The sequence below is a fragment of the Leptolyngbya sp. KIOST-1 genome (genome assembly GCF_000763385.1).
Lineage (GTDB): Bacteria > Cyanobacteriota > Cyanobacteriia > Phormidesmidales > Phormidesmidaceae > Nodosilinea.
On sequence record NZ_JQFA01000002.1, the window covers coordinates 3,079,950 to 3,095,344 of the forward strand.

12 protein-coding genes are annotated in these 15,395 nt (G+C 61.1%); 6 read left to right on the forward strand and 6 right to left on the reverse strand.

Annotated features, from left to right (window positions below; translation table 11 throughout):
- Positions 1 to 97: 97 nt before the first annotated feature.
- Genes mnmG through NF78_RS13610 form a run of 3 tightly spaced genes read left to right on the forward strand, consistent with a single transcriptional unit; the run spans position 98 to position 3,680 of the window.
- Positions 98 to 2,014 carry a tRNA uridine-5-carboxymethylaminomethyl(34) synthesis enzyme MnmG gene (mnmG, locus tag NF78_RS13600; RefSeq protein ID WP_035987152.1) on the forward strand — a complete coding sequence of 639 codons (1,917 nt, stop codon included), beginning with the start codon at positions 98 to 100 and terminating at the stop codon, positions 2,012 to 2,014.
- A 31-nt stretch (positions 2,015 to 2,045) separates the two neighbouring features.
- Entirely contained in the window at positions 2,046 to 2,825 is a 780-nt protein-coding gene (locus tag NF78_RS13605; RefSeq protein WP_035987156.1) for an SDR family NAD(P)-dependent oxidoreductase, read from the forward strand.
- Positions 2,826 to 2,834: 9 nt separating this feature from the next.
- Complete coding sequence (locus NF78_RS13610; RefSeq protein ID WP_035989706.1) at positions 2,835 to 3,680, forward strand: M28 family peptidase; 846 nt, start codon at positions 2,835 to 2,837, stop codon at positions 3,678 to 3,680.
- On the opposite strand, the gene NF78_RS13615 is transcribed toward NF78_RS13610, so the two are convergent.
- A complete protein-coding gene (locus NF78_RS13615; protein WP_035987158.1) occupies positions 3,654 to 4,289 on the reverse strand; it encodes a M23 family metallopeptidase in 636 nt (211 codons plus the stop codon). The genes NF78_RS13610 and NF78_RS13615 overlap by 27 nt on opposite strands.
- Positions 4,290 to 4,735: 446 nt before the next feature.
- On the opposite strand from NF78_RS13615, the gene NF78_RS13620 reads away from it, so the two are divergent.
- Positions 4,736 to 5,854: an App1 family protein gene (locus tag NF78_RS13620; RefSeq protein ID WP_052050382.1), complete on the forward strand. Its 1,119-nt coding sequence runs from the start codon at positions 4,736 to 4,738 to the stop codon at positions 5,852 to 5,854.
- Positions 5,855 to 5,869: 15 nt separating this feature from the next.
- Here NF78_RS13620 and NF78_RS13625 read toward each other — a convergent pair whose 3' ends face one another.
- The 3 genes from NF78_RS13625 to NF78_RS13635 form a co-directional block, all read right to left on the reverse strand.
- Complete coding sequence (locus NF78_RS13625; protein ID WP_035989710.1) at positions 5,870 to 8,854, reverse strand: glycerol-3-phosphate acyltransferase; 2,985 nt, start codon at positions 8,852 to 8,854, stop codon at positions 5,870 to 5,872.
- A gap of 225 nt (positions 8,855 to 9,079) precedes the next feature.
- A complete protein-coding gene (locus tag NF78_RS13630) occupies positions 9,080 to 9,682 on the reverse strand; it encodes a hypothetical protein (RefSeq protein ID WP_156119760.1) in 603 nt (200 codons plus the stop codon).
- A gap of 542 nt (positions 9,683 to 10,224) precedes the next feature.
- Complete coding sequence (locus NF78_RS13635) at positions 10,225 to 10,599, reverse strand: CU044_2847 family protein (protein ID WP_035987162.1); 375 nt, start codon at positions 10,597 to 10,599, stop codon at positions 10,225 to 10,227.
- A gap of 272 nt (positions 10,600 to 10,871) precedes the next feature.
- On the opposite strand from NF78_RS13635, the gene NF78_RS13640 reads away from it, so the two are divergent.
- Complete coding sequence (locus tag NF78_RS13640; protein ID WP_052050386.1) at positions 10,872 to 11,384, forward strand: 2TM domain-containing protein; 513 nt, start codon at positions 10,872 to 10,874, stop codon at positions 11,382 to 11,384.
- Positions 11,385 to 11,415: 31 nt separating this feature from the next.
- Here NF78_RS13640 and NF78_RS13645 read toward each other — a convergent pair whose 3' ends face one another.
- Together NF78_RS13645 and mgtE are read right to left on the reverse strand one after the other, a co-directional pair.
- Positions 11,416 to 12,117, reverse strand: coding sequence for an MgtC/SapB family protein (locus tag NF78_RS13645; protein WP_035987164.1), 702 nt, complete (start codon positions 12,115 to 12,117; stop codon positions 11,416 to 11,418).
- 216 nt (positions 12,118 to 12,333) lie between these two features.
- The gene (gene mgtE / locus NF78_RS13650) at positions 12,334 to 13,704 is read right to left on the reverse strand and encodes a magnesium transporter (RefSeq protein WP_035987166.1); all 1,371 of its coding nucleotides are present in this window, start codon (positions 13,702 to 13,704) and stop codon (positions 12,334 to 12,336) included.
- 495 nt (positions 13,705 to 14,199) lie between these two features.
- On the opposite strand from mgtE, the gene NF78_RS13655 reads away from it, so the two are divergent.
- Positions 14,200 to 15,333: an ISAs1 family transposase gene (locus NF78_RS13655; protein ID WP_035987167.1), complete on the forward strand. Its 1,134-nt coding sequence runs from the start codon at positions 14,200 to 14,202 to the stop codon at positions 15,331 to 15,333.
- The last annotated feature ends 62 nt before the right edge of the window (positions 15,334 to 15,395 follow it).

Below are 15,395 nucleotides of genomic sequence, written 5' to 3' on the forward strand. Positions count from 1 at the left end.
CCCTGGCAGCGGCCAAGGCAGCGGTGATGCCCCCCTTGACCCGCTAAAATTGATCGTGTCTGGCGATTATGGCGTCACCTACTGAGTTTCAGCCTGCATGAGCGCTTCCGTGGAGTTTTTAGATGAATACGATGTGGTCGTCGTAGGAGCGGGCCACTCCGGCTGCGAGGCGGCCCTGGCTTCGGCCCGGCTGGGTTGTCGCACTCTGCTGATTACCCTCAACCTCGACAAAATTGCCTGGCAACCCTGCAACCCCGCCGTGGGCGGCCCCGCCAAATCGCAGCTCACCCACGAGGTCGATGCCCTGGGGGGCGAAATTGGCAAGATGGCCGATCGCACCTACCTGCAAAAGCGGGTGCTCAACAACTCGCGCGGACCCGCCGTGTGGGCGCTGCGGGCCCAGACCGACAAGCGCGAGTACGCCGCCGTGATGAAAACCATCGTCGAAAATCAGGACAACTTGACTATCCGCGAGGGCATGGTGACGGACCTGGTGCTGGGGGCCAACGACGAAGTGGTGGGAGTGGAAACCTACTTTGGCGTGGCCTTCAGGTGCCAGGCCGTCATCCTCACCACCGGCACCTTCCTGGGCGGCACCATCTGGATTGGCGACAAATCCATGGCGGCCGGGCGGGCCGGGGAATTTGCCGCCACCGGCCTCACCGACACCCTCAACCGCCTGGGCTTTGAGACTGGGCGGCTGAAGACCGGTACCCCAGCCCGAGTCGATCGCCGCTCGATCAACTTCGATGCCCTGGAACCCCAGCCCGGCGACGAAGACATTCGCTGGTTCAGCTTTGACCCCGAGGTGTGGGTGGAGCGGCAGCAAATGCCCTGCCACCTGACCCGCACCACCGCTGAAACCCACCGCCTGATTCAGGACAACCTGCACCTGTCGCCCATCTACGGCGGCTGGGTCGATTCTAAAGGCCCCCGCTACTGCCCCAGCATCGAGGACAAAATCGTTCGCTTTGCCGACAAGGAGAGCCACCAGATCTTCCTGGAGCCGGAGGGGCGCGACATTCCCGAAATCTACGTGCAGGGCTTCTCCACCGGCCTGCCCGAAAAGCTCCAGCTGGCCATGCTGCGCACCCTGCCGGGGCTAGAGCACTGCACCATGCTGCGCCCCGCCTACGCCGTGGAGTATGACTACCTGCCCGCCACCCAGTGCTACCCCACCATGATGACCAAACGGGTGGCCGGGCTGTTTTGCGCCGGACAGATCAACGGCACCACGGGCTACGAGGAAGCCGCCGCCCAGGGCTTTGTGGCCGGGGTGAATGCGGCCCGCCTGGTGCAGGGTCAGGAGCTGCTGGTGCTGCCGCGGGAAGGTAGCTACATCGGCACCCTGCTGGACGACCTGTGCACAAAGGACCTGCGGGAGCCCTACCGAATGCTGACCTCGCGCTCTGAGTACCGGCTGCTGCTGCGCTCCGACAATGCCGATCAGCGCCTCACCCCCCTGGGCCGGGAGATCGGGCTGATTGACGATCGCCGCTGGGAGCTATTTACCCGCAAGTACAGCCACATTGCCGCCGAAAAAGAGCGATTGGGCGAAACTCGGGTGAAGGAGCACGAGGAGCTGGGTCAGCGGATCGCCCTTGACACCGACCAGCGGATCAAGGGCTCGATCACCCTGGCGGACCTGCTGCGCCGCCCCGGTTTCCACTACGGCGACCTCGATCGCTACGGCCTGGGCAACCCTGCCCTCAGCCGCGAAGAGCGAGAGGGGGCGGAGATTGACATTAAGTATTCGGGCTACATTCAGCGCCAGCAGAACCAGATTGACCAGGTGGCCAAAAATACGGGCCGCAAACTGCCCGCGACCCTCGACTACATGGCGATCGAGACCCTGTCCAAGGAAGCCCGCGAGAAGCTGACCCAGGTCAAGCCGCTCACCATTGGACAGGCCTCGCGCATTGGCGGCGTCAACCCCGCCGATGTCAACGCCCTGCTGGTGTACCTGGAGATTCAGTCCCGCCGCGATCGGACGGCCCCGGCCGCGATTCGTTAGAATCAAGCCGACTTGGTTTCAGGGACAAGCGATGGCAAAGCCAGTTTTGATCACGGGTGCCTCCAGCGGGATTGGCTACGAGCTGGCCAGGGTCTGCGCTGCCCACCACCACGACCTGGTGCTGGTAGCCCGCCGCGAAGAGCGCCTGCTGGCGCTCAAGGATGAGCTAGAAGCCGCCCACGGCATCCTGGTGTGGACCTATCGGGGCGACCTCACCGAGGCCGACACCCGCCAGCAGTTCTTTGACTGGACCGAGTTCAAGGGCATTACCCCCTACGGGCTGGTCAACAACGCCGGGTTTGGCGATTTGAGCACCTTTGTCGAGTCGAGCTGGGAGAAGCAAAACGCCATGCTGCAGCTCAACATCGTCGCCCTCACCCACCTGAGCCGACTATACCTACCCAAAATGGTGGCCCAGGGCCAGGGCCGCATTCTCAACGTGGCCTCGACGGCGGCGTTTTTGCCGGGGCCTTACATGGCGGTGTACTACGCCAGCAAAGCCTACGTGCTGTCGTTCACCGAGGCGATCGCCAGCGAGCTGGAGGGCACGGGCGTGACCGCCACCACCCTCTGCCCTGGCCCCACCGAATCCGAGTTTCAGGCCCAGGCCGACGCCAAAAACGCAAAGCTGTTTGAGGGCAAAACCCTGCCTACTTCCGCCGAGGTAGCCGCCTACGCCTACGCGGCGATGGAGAAAGGACAGCGCATCGCGGTACACGGCACCACCAACAAAATGCTGTCCCTGGCCACCCGACTGCTGCCCCGCAAGAACCTGGCTGAGGTGGCCCGGGAACTGCAAAAGCCCGCCTAGGTGATCCCCGTGAGTGATGCGGCCCTACGGGAGCGCCTGAAAGGGCATTTGGAGCAGGTGGCGCGCGATCGCAACCCATTTTTGGCCTCGGCCCATCACTTTTTTGTGCAGCAATACCTTCAGCAGGAGCTGGGGCGCTGGGGCCAAGTCACCGACCACCGGTTTGACTTCGAGGGGCAGTCGTTCACCAACTGGATTTTGGACCTGCCCGGAGAGGAGCCCCGCCGCCCGGTTATTCTGGTCGGCGCCCACTACGACTCGGTACCCGGTTCCCCAGGAGCCGACGACAACGCCACCGGGGTCGCAGTGCTACTGGAGCTGGCCCGCGCCTTGGCTCAGCAACCGGGGCGATCGCCCCTGCGGCTGGTCGCCTTTGACCTCGAAGAGCTGGGGTTTGTGGGCAGCCGCCACTATGCCAACGCCCTCCACCAGCAGGGAGAACCCCTGGGGCTGATGCTGTCGCTGGAAATGCTGGGCTACTGCTCCCACCAGCCCAACTCCCAAACCTACCCGGCAGGGCTGGAGCGGTTTTACCCCAATCGCGGCAACTATATCGCCCAAATTGGGCCGTGGCAGAGCATTCCCACCATGGTGCGGCTGTGGCGGGGCTTTCGCGCCGCTGGGCTGCCCAGCCAGTGGCTGCCCGTGGTCAACGGGGGCCGCGCCGTGCCCGACACGCGGCGCAGCGACCACGTGCCATTCTGGGATTTGGGCTACCCGGCAATTTTGATTACCGATACGGCAGACCTGCGCAACCCCCACTACCACCGGCCCAGCGACACCCTGGAAAGCTTGGATTTAGGGTTTCTCACCCAGGTCTGCCAGGGACTAATCTACAGCCTGCGCCGTCTGTAGCTGCTGATAGTCGAACCCAGCTTTGATCACCAGAGCAGGATCTACCCAGGCCCCGTCGTACTTGAGACCCCAGTGCAGATGGGGTCCGGTGGTGCTGCCCGTCATGCCGACCCGGCCAATCCGCTGGCCAGAAGCTACCCTCTGGCCCTGGCGAATCTCGATGCCGCCAGCCCGGTCAACCAGCACGCGGCCCCCCTCTTTTTCGATTACCACGCTGCCCTGCATGTGGCAGTAGATGTGGGTCCAGCGGCCCGACTGCACAATAGCTGCGGTACCGCAGGCGGTGTGGTCGTGAACCTCAATCACCTTACCTTCCCACCAGCTGCGAATGTAGCTGCCCATAGGAGCAGCCAGATCGAGGCCGTAGTGAAAGCGGTGGCCGCCCATGGGGTGTTGGCGGTAGCCGAAGGGTGAGGTGTAGCGGGAGAAATTTTCGAGCGGGAACGACGCGCCCAGCCAAGGGTTGGCTGGGGCCGCCTCGACCGCCGCCCCTTGATCTTCGGCAATACTCTGGGGAGCCGATTGAATCAGTTCTGCCATGACGCCAACACCAACACTCAACGCAACAATCCAGCCCAGGGCCTGGGCCCCACCACGGTAACCATTCATACGCGCTCAAAGATGAGAAGCCAGGAATCAAAATAGTACAATTGTATTTTTAAGAATAGTCTAAAGGTACTAGTTTGCCAACCGCTTTTCTGGATTGATCGGCAAAAAATCTGCCCTGCTGCGACTCCCAGATCGTTCAAACGACAGAGGTTGGTCGGTTTGAGGTTTGCGACTCTAAAGCTGACCCTTCTTAAACCCAGCAGGTTTAAGCTGGCCAGGTGCCAGAGCTACGGGCTAGGGGCAGTAGCCACACCAGGTATTGAGAGAGTCGGGATCCGCTTGGGTGGATCTGGTCCTTGGCTGCAGGGTTGTTGGCTGAGGTATTTTCCTGGCGGTGGTCCGCCGAACCGCCCGCTTCGAGATCAACTTTTTGACTTGAAGCAGGACTTCAGCCCGGTTCCCAAACCGGATTGAGCTGTTTCGAGAAGCCATTCACAAATTTAACTATGCCGATTAACCATCTCAACAACGTCAAGGGATCGATTACCAAGCTGATAGGCCTGGCGGGCCCACTCCAGGTGCTGACTTACCGGGGCTACGGTAGCGCCGATCGCCTCTGTTTTCGGGGCCGGGTGCTGCGCGATGACGGCCTCCATCCCTGCGATGAGGATTGGCCGGTGTGGAAAAATGCCCTCAACATGTGGCGTCGCTTTGACCACGATGAAGTACCGGGGGCTAAGCTGCGGGTGACGTTCCAGGATCAAACCCACGAGGTTGAAACCGATGGGGCGGGCTTCTTTTTCGACGAAATGCGGCCCCATCAGCCGTTGTCTGGGGAGGATTTGTGGCACGAGGCCAAAGTTGAGCTGATCGAACCCCGCACCAAAAAGGAGACCCCGGAGGCGGTGGCGCAGCTGCTGGTGCCGCGATCGCAGGCCCAATTCGGCATCATCAGCGACATTGACGACACCATTGTCCACACCAGCGCCACCGACCTATGGAAAATGATTCGGCTGGCCTACCTGGGCAACAGCCAGACCCGCCTGCCCATCCCCGGCATTCCGGACCTGTACCAGGCGTTTCATGCCGGTGACGATGATCAGCACAAAAACCCGATCTTCTACGTGTCCAGCAGCGCCTGGAACATGTACGACCTGTTTGAAGAATTTATGGACGCCCAGGGACTACCGGCTGGACCTATTTCCCTGGTGGCCCTCGACCTCTCCTGGTCGAAGCTGCTTTCCTTTGAGCACAGCGACCACAAGCGCAGTGAGATCGAGCCGATTCTAGAGCAGTACCCCGACCTGCCCTTTATTTTGATCGGTGACAGTGGCCAAAAAGACCCGGAAATTTACACTCAGCTGGTGCAGAACCACCCCGATCGCATTGCCTGCATCTACATTCGCAATATCCCCAAGGAACGCCCCGAGCGCCAGTCAGAACTCGACGCCCTGAAAGACCAGGTGCGCCAGGCGGGTAGCGAATTGGTGACCTTTGAAGATGCGAACGCGGTAGCCCGCCACGCCAACCAGCGGGGCTGGATTCGGGCTGAGGCAATCGAGGCAGTAAACCAGGCGGTGGCCGCCGCCGAGCCCCTGCCCATAGGCTCATCCTCCTCGCGTTGATATTGCCAATTCAGGCTAGCTGTCCTCCCCTGCGGGAGGCAGAGTGGGCTGGGGAGTCCTCTCCTGCGGGGGAGCAATCACTTCTACGGTGCCGGTTTCGCCGTTGATTCGCACCCACTGACCGCTATGGAGCCGCTGGGTGGCGTTGGTGACATCCATCACGGCTGGAATGCCATACTCCCTGGCAATGATGGCCCCGTGGGACAGCCGACCGCCGACCTCGGCAATTAGACCCTGAGCCCGGGCGAGCAGAGGGGCCCAGCCCGCATCGGTATAGGGTACGACCAGAATAAACGGTTCCTCGGCAGTCACGACCTCTAGCTGGGTCATCACCCGCACAGGGCCAGCCACGGTGCCCGCACTGGCCCCAATACCCGAGAGCTTTTGCTGCACCGTGGCGGTGGCCAGGCGGGGCCGGTTGCGGCTGGGCGGTTCGTTGCCAAAGACCAGGTAGGGTACGGCCTGCATCTGGGCGTCCTGGCGGTACTGGGCCATGCGATCGCCAATTTTTTCCTGCACCAGCCCCCAGTCAGCGGCGGTCCCGTCAGCCACCAGGGACTGAATTTCGTCCAGGGTGAGAAAGAAAATATCCTCCTGAGCCCCCAGATGGTGCTGGGCCTGCCACTGGGCAGCCAGGGCCAAAATACTCCAGCGCAGCTCCGCCAGCAGACGATTGTAGAGGGTGTTGACCTGGCCCTTGAGGTCGAGCCGTCGCTGCACCAGGGCGGCTTTTCCGGTCGGGGGCGGCAGGGTTGTCGGCTTGGCCGTGGGCGGCTGCCTGACAAACTGGGCCAGCAGCTCGCGCACCGGGCCGGGGTTTTCCCGCCAGGTGGCCACCGCAATATCGGTCCCCACCGGGCTGAGGTAGCCGTACTGGTCCAGAAATTGCTCCATCTCCTGGAGCAGCGACCCGCCGTCGGTGCTCTCGGCCAGCGCTGTCATCAGGGATGAGCTATCGGTAATGCGATCGAGTTCTGGGGTGGAGAGCACCTGGCGAATGTCCTGGGCGATCGCCCGCAGCGCATCTAGGGCCGCAATCTCGACGTTCTGCACGGGGTTCAGGCTTTCTTCGGGCACCTTGAAGAGGGCGCGGCGCAGGGCAAAGCTGAGCGGCCCCAGAATGTTGTAGTAGGTGACGAGCTTGAGCAGGTCAAGGATGGTTTCGATCCGGCCCACCAAGTCCACGGGGCTGAGGGTGTGGCTGGGGGTGTCTACTATCGACTGCAGGGCATGACCAAAGCGATCGCTGTCCTGGGCGAACTGCTGCTCCAGCTTCAGCTCGCGGCCCACCAGGCGCAGCAGACCCGGCAGGTTTCGCAGGGTGGACCCCAGCGGCGGGCGGCTAAACTTGGCTCCCCGAGTCAAAAATTCCAGGCTCTCGGGCGGTAGCCCCATGCGCCGAAAAATATCCCCCAGCAGGGTGGCATTGAAGTAGGCGTGGGCGTGGTGCAGGGTGGCCGTCTCCTCAAACCTGAGGCCCTGGGCCCGGTTGCCCAGCACCACGGTAAAAATTTCGCCCCAGACGCCACAAGTGAGGGGCCGATTGATCGACCAGGTGAGGGGGCGAATGGCGCCGGGAATCACTTCGGCGGCAATTTTGCGGGTCCACAGCGGATGCAGAGTGGTGATCGGACGGCTCTGCAACAGCCACAGGGTCTCGCCGTCGTAGGTCCACTCGATGTCCTGGGGCACGCCCTGGTAGCGGCTCTCCAGATGGCGAGCCAGGTAGGCCACCTGCTGCAACAGACGCGACGGGGTTTGGCCCTCCCCCTCCACCGTCAGCGTCAGCGCCTCGGACAGCTGCCAGTCGGCCTCGGCAATCTCCGCCAGGGGCGGCACATCGTCGGGCAGCACCTGCACCCGGTATTGTTCGGGGGTCACCTGCCCCCCCACCACCTGGTCGGCACCGCCGGGCAGCGCCTCAATCACTACCGCATCGCCACAGCGCGACACGGGGTCGCGGCTAAAGGCCACCCCCGAAAACTGCCCCTGCACCTGCTGCTGCACAATCACCGCCAGCCCCCGTTCGGGCAGGCCCTGCCGCTGGCGGTACTCCCTAGCTCGGGGAGCGCTGTAGGACGAGAAGACGCGCACGATCGCCTCGGCTAGCTCCTCCCGATCGCCGATGTTCAGCAATGACTGGTACATCCCCGCCGCCGACGCCGTACCGGTATCTTCATCCAGGGCAGACGATCGCACCGCCAGGGGCTGGGTGGGAGAAGGGTCTGCGATCGCCAGCAGGGCCGTAGGGTCGTCTCCGGCGGGCAGAACGTAGCCGCGCGGCACCGGGTAGCCCCAGGCCCGCAGCTGGCCCAGCGTGGCCGCCTTGTGGCCAAACTTGGCCGGGTCCAGGGGGGCGTCGAGGGCCACCAGGGCGCGATCGCCGCGAAAAAACCGAAACATGGTGCGAGACTCCAAGCGTCCTTCTTCCTCGGGCAAATCCAGATCGTCGGGCAGTTTTTGATAGATCCAGGCGATCAACAGGCTGAGGCAGGTCATCGCCAGCACCAGCGCTCCATCGGTGTGGCGCAGGGCGGTGATCAGCGGCAGCAGTACCAGCGCCAGCAGCCGCCCCTGGCGGCGCTCCCGAAAAATGGTAAACCCCAGCCCGCTCATGATAAACGCCAGCAGGGCCGTCACCCAGTCGTGGACCACAATGCCCCACACCACATTGGTGGTGCCCGCCCCCTTGGCAAACCAGTAGCGCCCCATCACCAGCCCAATCAGGGCGATAATTTCCCAGACCGGGTCCGCCGGGAAATAGTATCGGGCCAGCAGCACAACGCCAATTCCCTTGGCGGCTTCCAGCAGCACCGCCACAATCCCTGCTACCTTGCCGCCGTGGTAAAACGCCGCCGACACGCCCACATTGCCCGTGCCCACCCGCCGCAACTGCCGCCCCGAGATCAGGCGGGTGGACCACCCGGTGAGGGGCAACCCTCCCACGACCGGCGCCAGCACAAAAATCAAAAAAGCACCCCAAACCTGGGTGAGGGTCATGGCCATCGGCTGCAAAGGCTACAGAGACATAGCGGCGAGGGTGAGGATCAAGAGGCTGTGCTCACCCCTACCTTCAACCGCACCCTGTCATTCTCCCCCATGCCGCTGTGGATAGGGCGGACTCTTCCCAGTTGCCCGGGCAAAGTTGCACAGCTACAATCGCCAGACCTGCTCCTGTTCGAGCCACCCTCGGCAGGCCTATCCCCCCGTTGGCAGGCCTCAGGATCAATCTTGGTAGGGTCGGATATCGTACTGCACATAGGCCTGGGGCTGGCCCGGGGGCGGCAGGGGCTGCCGTTCGTAATAGTAGGGGTATGGGTTGGGCGGCATTCGCATGGGGTAAACCATCGGTGGCGGCTGAACGGTGCGCCGCTGTAAGTGCATCAGCCAAATCACCAAAATGGCAAAGGCCGTGCCACCCCCCAGCACCAGCAGCATAAACAGCCCCAAAATGCCCCAGAGCAGCATGGTTTGGGTCTCGTTGTTGCGGGGGATCGACTCAATTAGGCGCACCTGCTGAGACGTCATGGCCTCAACCGCCTCCTGGTAAGTATCGAGCTGCTCCAGGACTTTGTCCGTTTCGGCCTGCTGTCGCGCTAGCTGGGCTTTGAGATCGTCGGCCAGGTTTTTTTGCGCCCGCAGCTCGTCCTGCAGGCTGGTGACCAGATCTTGCTGGCGGGTCAGGTCGCGCTCCAGGCGGTCCTGCAAAATGTCCTGACTTACTCCCGGCGGTGGGGGCACAGGCACCGTTTGAATACTCAGGCTGTCGGGGCTGGGCGGCGGGGGCGGCAGCGAGGGGGTGTTACCCGGATCCGAACGCACCACCATTGCCAACACAACCAGGGCTCCCCCAGCGGCACAACAGGTGATTAAGATAGGTTTTTCCTTCATCAATCCCTGCAAAATCTCATTCCCTTGTCGCGATGGTGGGTGGTGATGAACTCGGATTTTCAGGAACTGTCGTGAGCGGCCAACAGGAAAAACTAAAGCCAAGAGGCAGCAATACCGCAGAGGCAGCTCCAGCGTGGACGGGGGTTATCTGGAGGGATAAAACGCAAAAACAGAGGTTAGAGCCAACAGAATGGTAGAAAAGATTCGATGGAAACCCTTATTTTTCAAGCTTTATCATCAAATTATTATACATTGGCCAAGAATTGGCACAACAAATCTATGCTCAACCCCTTTGGCGGAGAAACATAGCCTCTGGTTGTGAGATGGGACAACCCAATGCGTTGCTCAGTTCAGCTGACTCGCTATCGAGCACCCATGCAAAAAACTGGGTTTCTGCCAGGGCCGCTTTTGACGGAACTACTGCACAGAAACCCAGTTGGAGTGACGACGATGGATTGAACCCGCAAAGGAAAAGGACGTTAGTTAAACGAGCACTCCACTGTGATTTTCAGGTTGCTTTCGGCGGTACCTTTCGTGACGTAGGGAACTCCTGCCTCTCCGCCGACCTTAAGACCGAACTCCAGGGTGACTTTTTCAACATTGGCGGTGGCCATGTCTTTGAAGGCGTTTAGGGTGTAGCTGGTGTAGGTGCGAATGGTACCTTCAATGGCCTTAAAGCTCTGGGCTGCCTGAACCTGAACAGCCTGGTTGGCGCTGTTCCATCCTTTGGCGGTACGGGTCGTTTCGCCGTCGAGGCTGGGGCTGGGGGGCGAGTCGGGGGTGACCACATTTTCGGTGGCCTCCATATAGATCTCGGTGCCATCCTCCAGGCGGATAGGGACCAGTTGGGTCATAGTGCACACTCCGATGGTTAAGATGCGTATCCAACTGCTAGGATTCCCCTATTGGAGGCAAGGGCCACACTGACGCGGTTTGGGCCAAGGCAACAGGTTTTCCGTACCCCAACCGCCCCTCCAACCAGGGTGAATTTTGTCTATAAAGATAAGAGAGCCTTTAGGTCAATCCGGGGCGGTCTATTGAGTCCAGCTCGTGGCTAGGGTTTTCTACCGGTAAGCCTTCAGGTCTGGATTTTGACTGAGTTTATTGCACGGGCAAGAGGGCAGCGATGGCTGATGTAACCACAGACGCATACGTCAGGGATGGCGAGTTTCTGTATCAGGCTGAAGATGCCCAGCAGATCCTGAGCCTGGCGATCGCCCAGCAGACCGAGTCCGGCGAGCTCTCCCGCACCCAGCTACTAGAAATTGCCGACGAACTGGGCATTGCCCCTGAAACGATCGCCGCCGCCGAGCGCGAGTGGGACGTTAAGAAATACGAAATTGCCGACCAGAAGGTGTTTGACGGCCAGCGCAAACAGCGGCTACAAAACGACATTGCACAGTTTGCCATTTGGGGTGGCGGAGCCCTGGTATTTCAGCTGGTGACCGGAGGCTGGCTATGGAATCCGCTACTCTACATTGTCTTTGGCCCCTGGGCGCTGCAGATCGCCTGGGATGCCTGGCGCATTTACCGCCCCAACAACTACAGCTACCGCAAAGAGTTTGAGCGCTGGCGGCGCAAACAACAGGTCAAGCGGGCCGTCGGCGGTGCCGTGCGGCGACTGCTGGGGCCGCTGTAGTGGGGGTAGCGAGGTTGTGAGATGGTGAGGATTAGCCAAACTCCTGCTCAATGATCCGCCAGCTCGCCGCTGTCACCCCTGGCTCCAGGCTGAGGCGGCTGATAATGTTTTCCAACGCCTGGTCGTTGCGGGTTTGGGTGACCAACTCCGCCTCGACCTCAACTTTGTCTTTGGCGTCTTCCCGATCCTCGCTGGTCAGGGACCGGAGCCGCATTTGAATCGTGCTGAGGGACTGCAGTAGCGCTGCCCGCACGTGGGCTTCGTCGGCGCTGCGGCAGGTGAGGGCGCACAGGTAGCACAGCTCCAGCTCGGTGCCCTGAAGGGGTTGCTGGTTGATGCGGTAGCCGAGGGGGCGCAGCACGGTGTTGGCGATGAGGACGGCGATCGCCCCCATCAACGCCGGGGCAAAATAGCCCGCCCCCGCCAAACTGCCCACCGCCGCCGCACACCAGATGGTGGCCGCAGTGTTGAGCCCCCGCACGCTCAGCCCCTCCCGCAAAATCACGCCCCCGGCCAAGAAGCCGATGCCCGAGACCACCTGGGCGGCAATCCGGGTGGGGCTGGCCTCGTCGGGGGTGAGCACCGAGAGCAGCACGAACAGCGCCGCCCCGGTGGCCACCAGCGTGTTGGTACGCAACCCCGCCATCCGCTGCCGCCACTGGCGCTCCAGCCCCAGGGCCGAACCCAGCAAAAAGGCCACCGTCAGCCGCACCGCAAACTCTGTCCAGTCCATTGGCTGTCTCCCCTGTATTAATAACGCGCTCGGGATTTTAGAGTTTTGATTTTGGATTGGGGGATTGGTTGCCCGGGGCTTTGCCACCTCATTCCAGCCTGATTCTGATCGAAGGGGTTCCTCCCGCCAAAATCCAAAATCCTGCCGCAGCCCTTCGATTGTTTACCAAAGCTCCGTAAACTCTGGGTTAAACCTGAGGGTTGGTGAACGGGTCGCTCAGGCGATGCCCACCAGCCAGCCCACCAGGCTGAAGTAAATCAACAGCCCCAGAAAATCTTTGATGGTGGTGAGAAAGGGATCGGCGGCGGGGCCGTGGTCAAATCCAACCCGCAGCATCACCATCGGCAGCGATGCCCCCAGGAATGACCCCAGGGTGATCACCATGGTGAGGGCAACGCCCACCGCCAGCCCCAGCTGGGGAATGCCGTTGGGTTCTCCCTGCCACAGGTAGGCCACTCCCCCGGCAATGCTGCCCAAGATCAACCCCATTACCAGGCCAATGCGGACCTCGCGGAACAGGTAGGCCATAAACTGCGGCGGGCTGATCTGGCTCCAGGCCAGGCCCCGGGCAAAAATGGTGCTCGACTGGGTGCCCACGTTGCCGCCCATGTCCATCACCAGGGGAATAAAGATCGCCGCAGCCACCACCGCCTCCAGGGTTTCCTCAAACCGCTCGATCACACCGCCGACCAAAAACCCGCCGATCAGCGTGACGATCAGAAAGATGATCCGCAGGCGGATGGAGTACAGGGACGGCCCCCGCACCAATTTCTCGCTCCAGCCGCGATCGCGGTTGAGCAGGCTGCCCACCCCGGCCTGTTCCAGAATGGTCTCGGTGGCCTCCTCCTCCACCAGGTCGATCACGTCGTCGAAGGTGATGTCGCCGATCAGGCGACCCTCGCTATCCACCACCGCAATGGCTGGCAGGTCGTAGGTTTTTAGCAGCTTGGCGGCCCTGAGTTCGTCGTCGGTGGCGCTGATGGCAATGGTCTCCCCATCCAGCAGGTCGGCAATAAGCTGACTGGGGTCGGCCTTGAGCAGCTGCACCGGACGCACAAAGCCCCGGTAGTAGCGGGCTTCATCAATGACAAAGATCAGCGCCAGCTCGCTGGGCTCCAGGGTGGACTCGCGCACAGTGGCCAGGGCCGCCCCCACGGTGGCGGTGCTGCGCACGGTCAAAAAGCGCAGGTTCATCAGCCGTCCGGCGCTGCCCTCGGGGTAGCCCAGCAGCAGGTTGACGGCGGCGCGAGCCTGGGGGCTGAGGCCCGCAATCAGCCGCTTGGTGACCTTGGCGGGCAGCTCCTCAAACAGACGGACGCGATCGTCCACGTCCAGCTCCTCCAGCAGGGCGGAGATCTCCGGGCTCTCCATGGCCTGAATCAGCTCCGCCTGGTCGTCGGGGCGCAGGTACTCAAACACGCGGATGGCCTTGTCTTTGTCGAGCAGACGAAAGGCGATCGCCCGCTTGCTGGGCTCAATCTCCATCAGCAGTTGCACCAACTCCGCCGGAGCAATGCTGTTGGCTTCTTTTTTGGCGGCCTCCAGGGCAAAGGGCTGGAGCAGATCGTTCAATACGTTTTGGCGCATGGCGCACCTCCTTTGAAGGGAAAATGGGGTGATTAACAAGGGCCTAATGGCAGCCCAAAGGAAGCCCGTTTCTAACTGCAACTCGGCAAAACAATCAGGCTCTTCCGGGTTCAGGGTGATAAGCTCGGCTAATATTCAGGCGCAGCAAGGCTTTCAGCGAATGCAGGGAAAGTAAAATGTATCAGCCAGCACACTTTCAACCACAGATCCGGAAGAGCCAACAATCTACCTGTCGGAGTGATTTCACTCAACAAAATTGCAATAGAAAGAGGGCTCAGAAATGGGCTTTCTGAACTCAAAAATTAAACAGTGGCAAGGGCGCTGAAGAGTGCTTTGGGAGTGCTGGCATAGCGAACCACTACGCCGACAAAGATCCCAGGGTTCTATCCTAGGCTACCCCAGGATTCATGGTCAGTCCTAAGAACCCTGGGATCTGGGTAGGGCAAACGCATACTCGAGATGAGAATATTAAGACTCATTTCTAGGAAGTGAGTTATGTGTTCTGCCCAGCCCCTATCGCCGTTAATCGAGCATTTTCAGTCATTAGACGACCCTCGCTGTAGCCACTTGGTTGAGCATCGATTGCTCGATATCATCGGGCTCACGCTTTGTGCGGTGATCTGTGGAGCCGATAGCTGGGTAGATATTGCGGCCTATGGCCGTGCCAAAGAAGCTTGGCTGCGCGGTTTTCTGAGCCTACCCCACGGAATTCCCTCCCACGACACCATCGCCCGATTGTTTGCAGCCTTAGACTCCGCCGCCTTTCAGAGTTGCTTTGTCGCGTGGGTCAAGGCCGTCGCCCACCTCGGCTCAAGCGAACAGATAGCCATTGACGGCAAGACATTGCGCCACTCCTATGACCGAGGGGGCGGCAAGGGAGCCATCCATATGGTGAGTGCTTGGGCCAATGAGCAGCGGTTGGTACTAGCCCAGGTCAAGGTGGATGAGAAATCCAACGAGATCACTGCGATTCCAGAGCTTCTGAAGGTTCTGGACCTCCAGGGATGCCTAGTCACCATTGATGCCATGGGCACTCAAACCGCCATTGCTCACCAGATTATCGAAGGCCGTGGCGACTACATCTTGAGCCTTAAAGGCAATCAGGGCAACATTCACGAGGATGTCGAGCAGGTGTTTACCTGGGCGCGGCAGCAGGACTTTAAGGACATCTCCCACGAGTTTCATCAGACCATCACCCCTGGGCACGGGCGCATCGACATCCGCCGCCACTGGTTGCTCGATGGGGTCGAGCACCTCATCAACGCTGAGCGCTGGGTTGGCTTAAAACGCGTTGGCCTCGTGGAGGCTGAACGCCGTATCCTCGGTCAACCCCCGACCATTGAGCAGCGCTACTATCTCGTTAGTTTTGACGGCGATGTCCAACGCTTTGCCCAAGGGGTGCGCAGCCACTGGGGTATTGAAAACCAGCTCCACTGGGTGCTCGATGTCGCCTTCCACGAAGATGCCTCTCGAATTCGTAAAGACCACGCCCCCGCTAATCTGGCCGTCGTCCGTCACATCGCCCTCAATCTGCTGCGTCAGGACGCTTTTGCCAAAGGGGGTATCAAGGCTAAACGCTTGCAAGCAGGATGGGATAATGACTACCTAATTCGGCTACTCTCCTCCTGAGTATGCGTTTGCCCTAGGGATCTGGGCATGCGGATGCAGATCCCAGGGTTCTGTCCTGGGAT

Coding starts and splice junctions, on each gene's coding strand:
- NF78_RS13645 (WP_035987164.1), bottom strand. CDS start 12,117: ATGGACTGGACAGAGTTTGCGGTGCGGCTGACGGTGGCCTTTTTGCTG.
- mgtE (WP_035987166.1), bottom strand. CDS start 13,704: ATGCGCCAAAACGTATTGAACGATCTGCTCCAGCCCTTTGCCCTGGAG.
- mnmG (WP_035987152.1), top strand. CDS start 98: ATGAGCGCTTCCGTGGAGTTTTTAGATGAATACGATGTGGTCGTCGTA.
- NF78_RS13625 (WP_035989710.1), bottom strand. CDS start 8,854: ATGACCCTCACCCAGGTTTGGGGTGCTTTTTTGATTTTTGTGCTGGCG.
- NF78_RS13605 (WP_035987156.1), top strand. CDS start 2,046: ATGGCAAAGCCAGTTTTGATCACGGGTGCCTCCAGCGGGATTGGCTAC.
- NF78_RS13635 (WP_035987162.1), bottom strand. CDS start 10,599: ATGACCCAACTGGTCCCTATCCGCCTGGAGGATGGCACCGAGATCTAT.
- NF78_RS13630 (WP_156119760.1), bottom strand. CDS start 9,682: ATGGTGGTGCGTTCGGATCCGGGTAACACCCCCTCGCTGCCGCCCCCG.
- NF78_RS13615 (WP_035987158.1), bottom strand. CDS start 4,289: ATGAATGGTTACCGTGGTGGGGCCCAGGCCCTGGGCTGGATTGTTGCG.
- NF78_RS13620 (WP_052050382.1), top strand. CDS start 4,736: ATGCCGATTAACCATCTCAACAACGTCAAGGGATCGATTACCAAGCTG.
- NF78_RS13655 (WP_035987167.1), top strand. CDS start 14,200: ATGTGTTCTGCCCAGCCCCTATCGCCGTTAATCGAGCATTTTCAGTCA.
- NF78_RS13640 (WP_052050386.1), top strand. CDS start 10,872: ATGGCTGATGTAACCACAGACGCATACGTCAGGGATGGCGAGTTTCTG.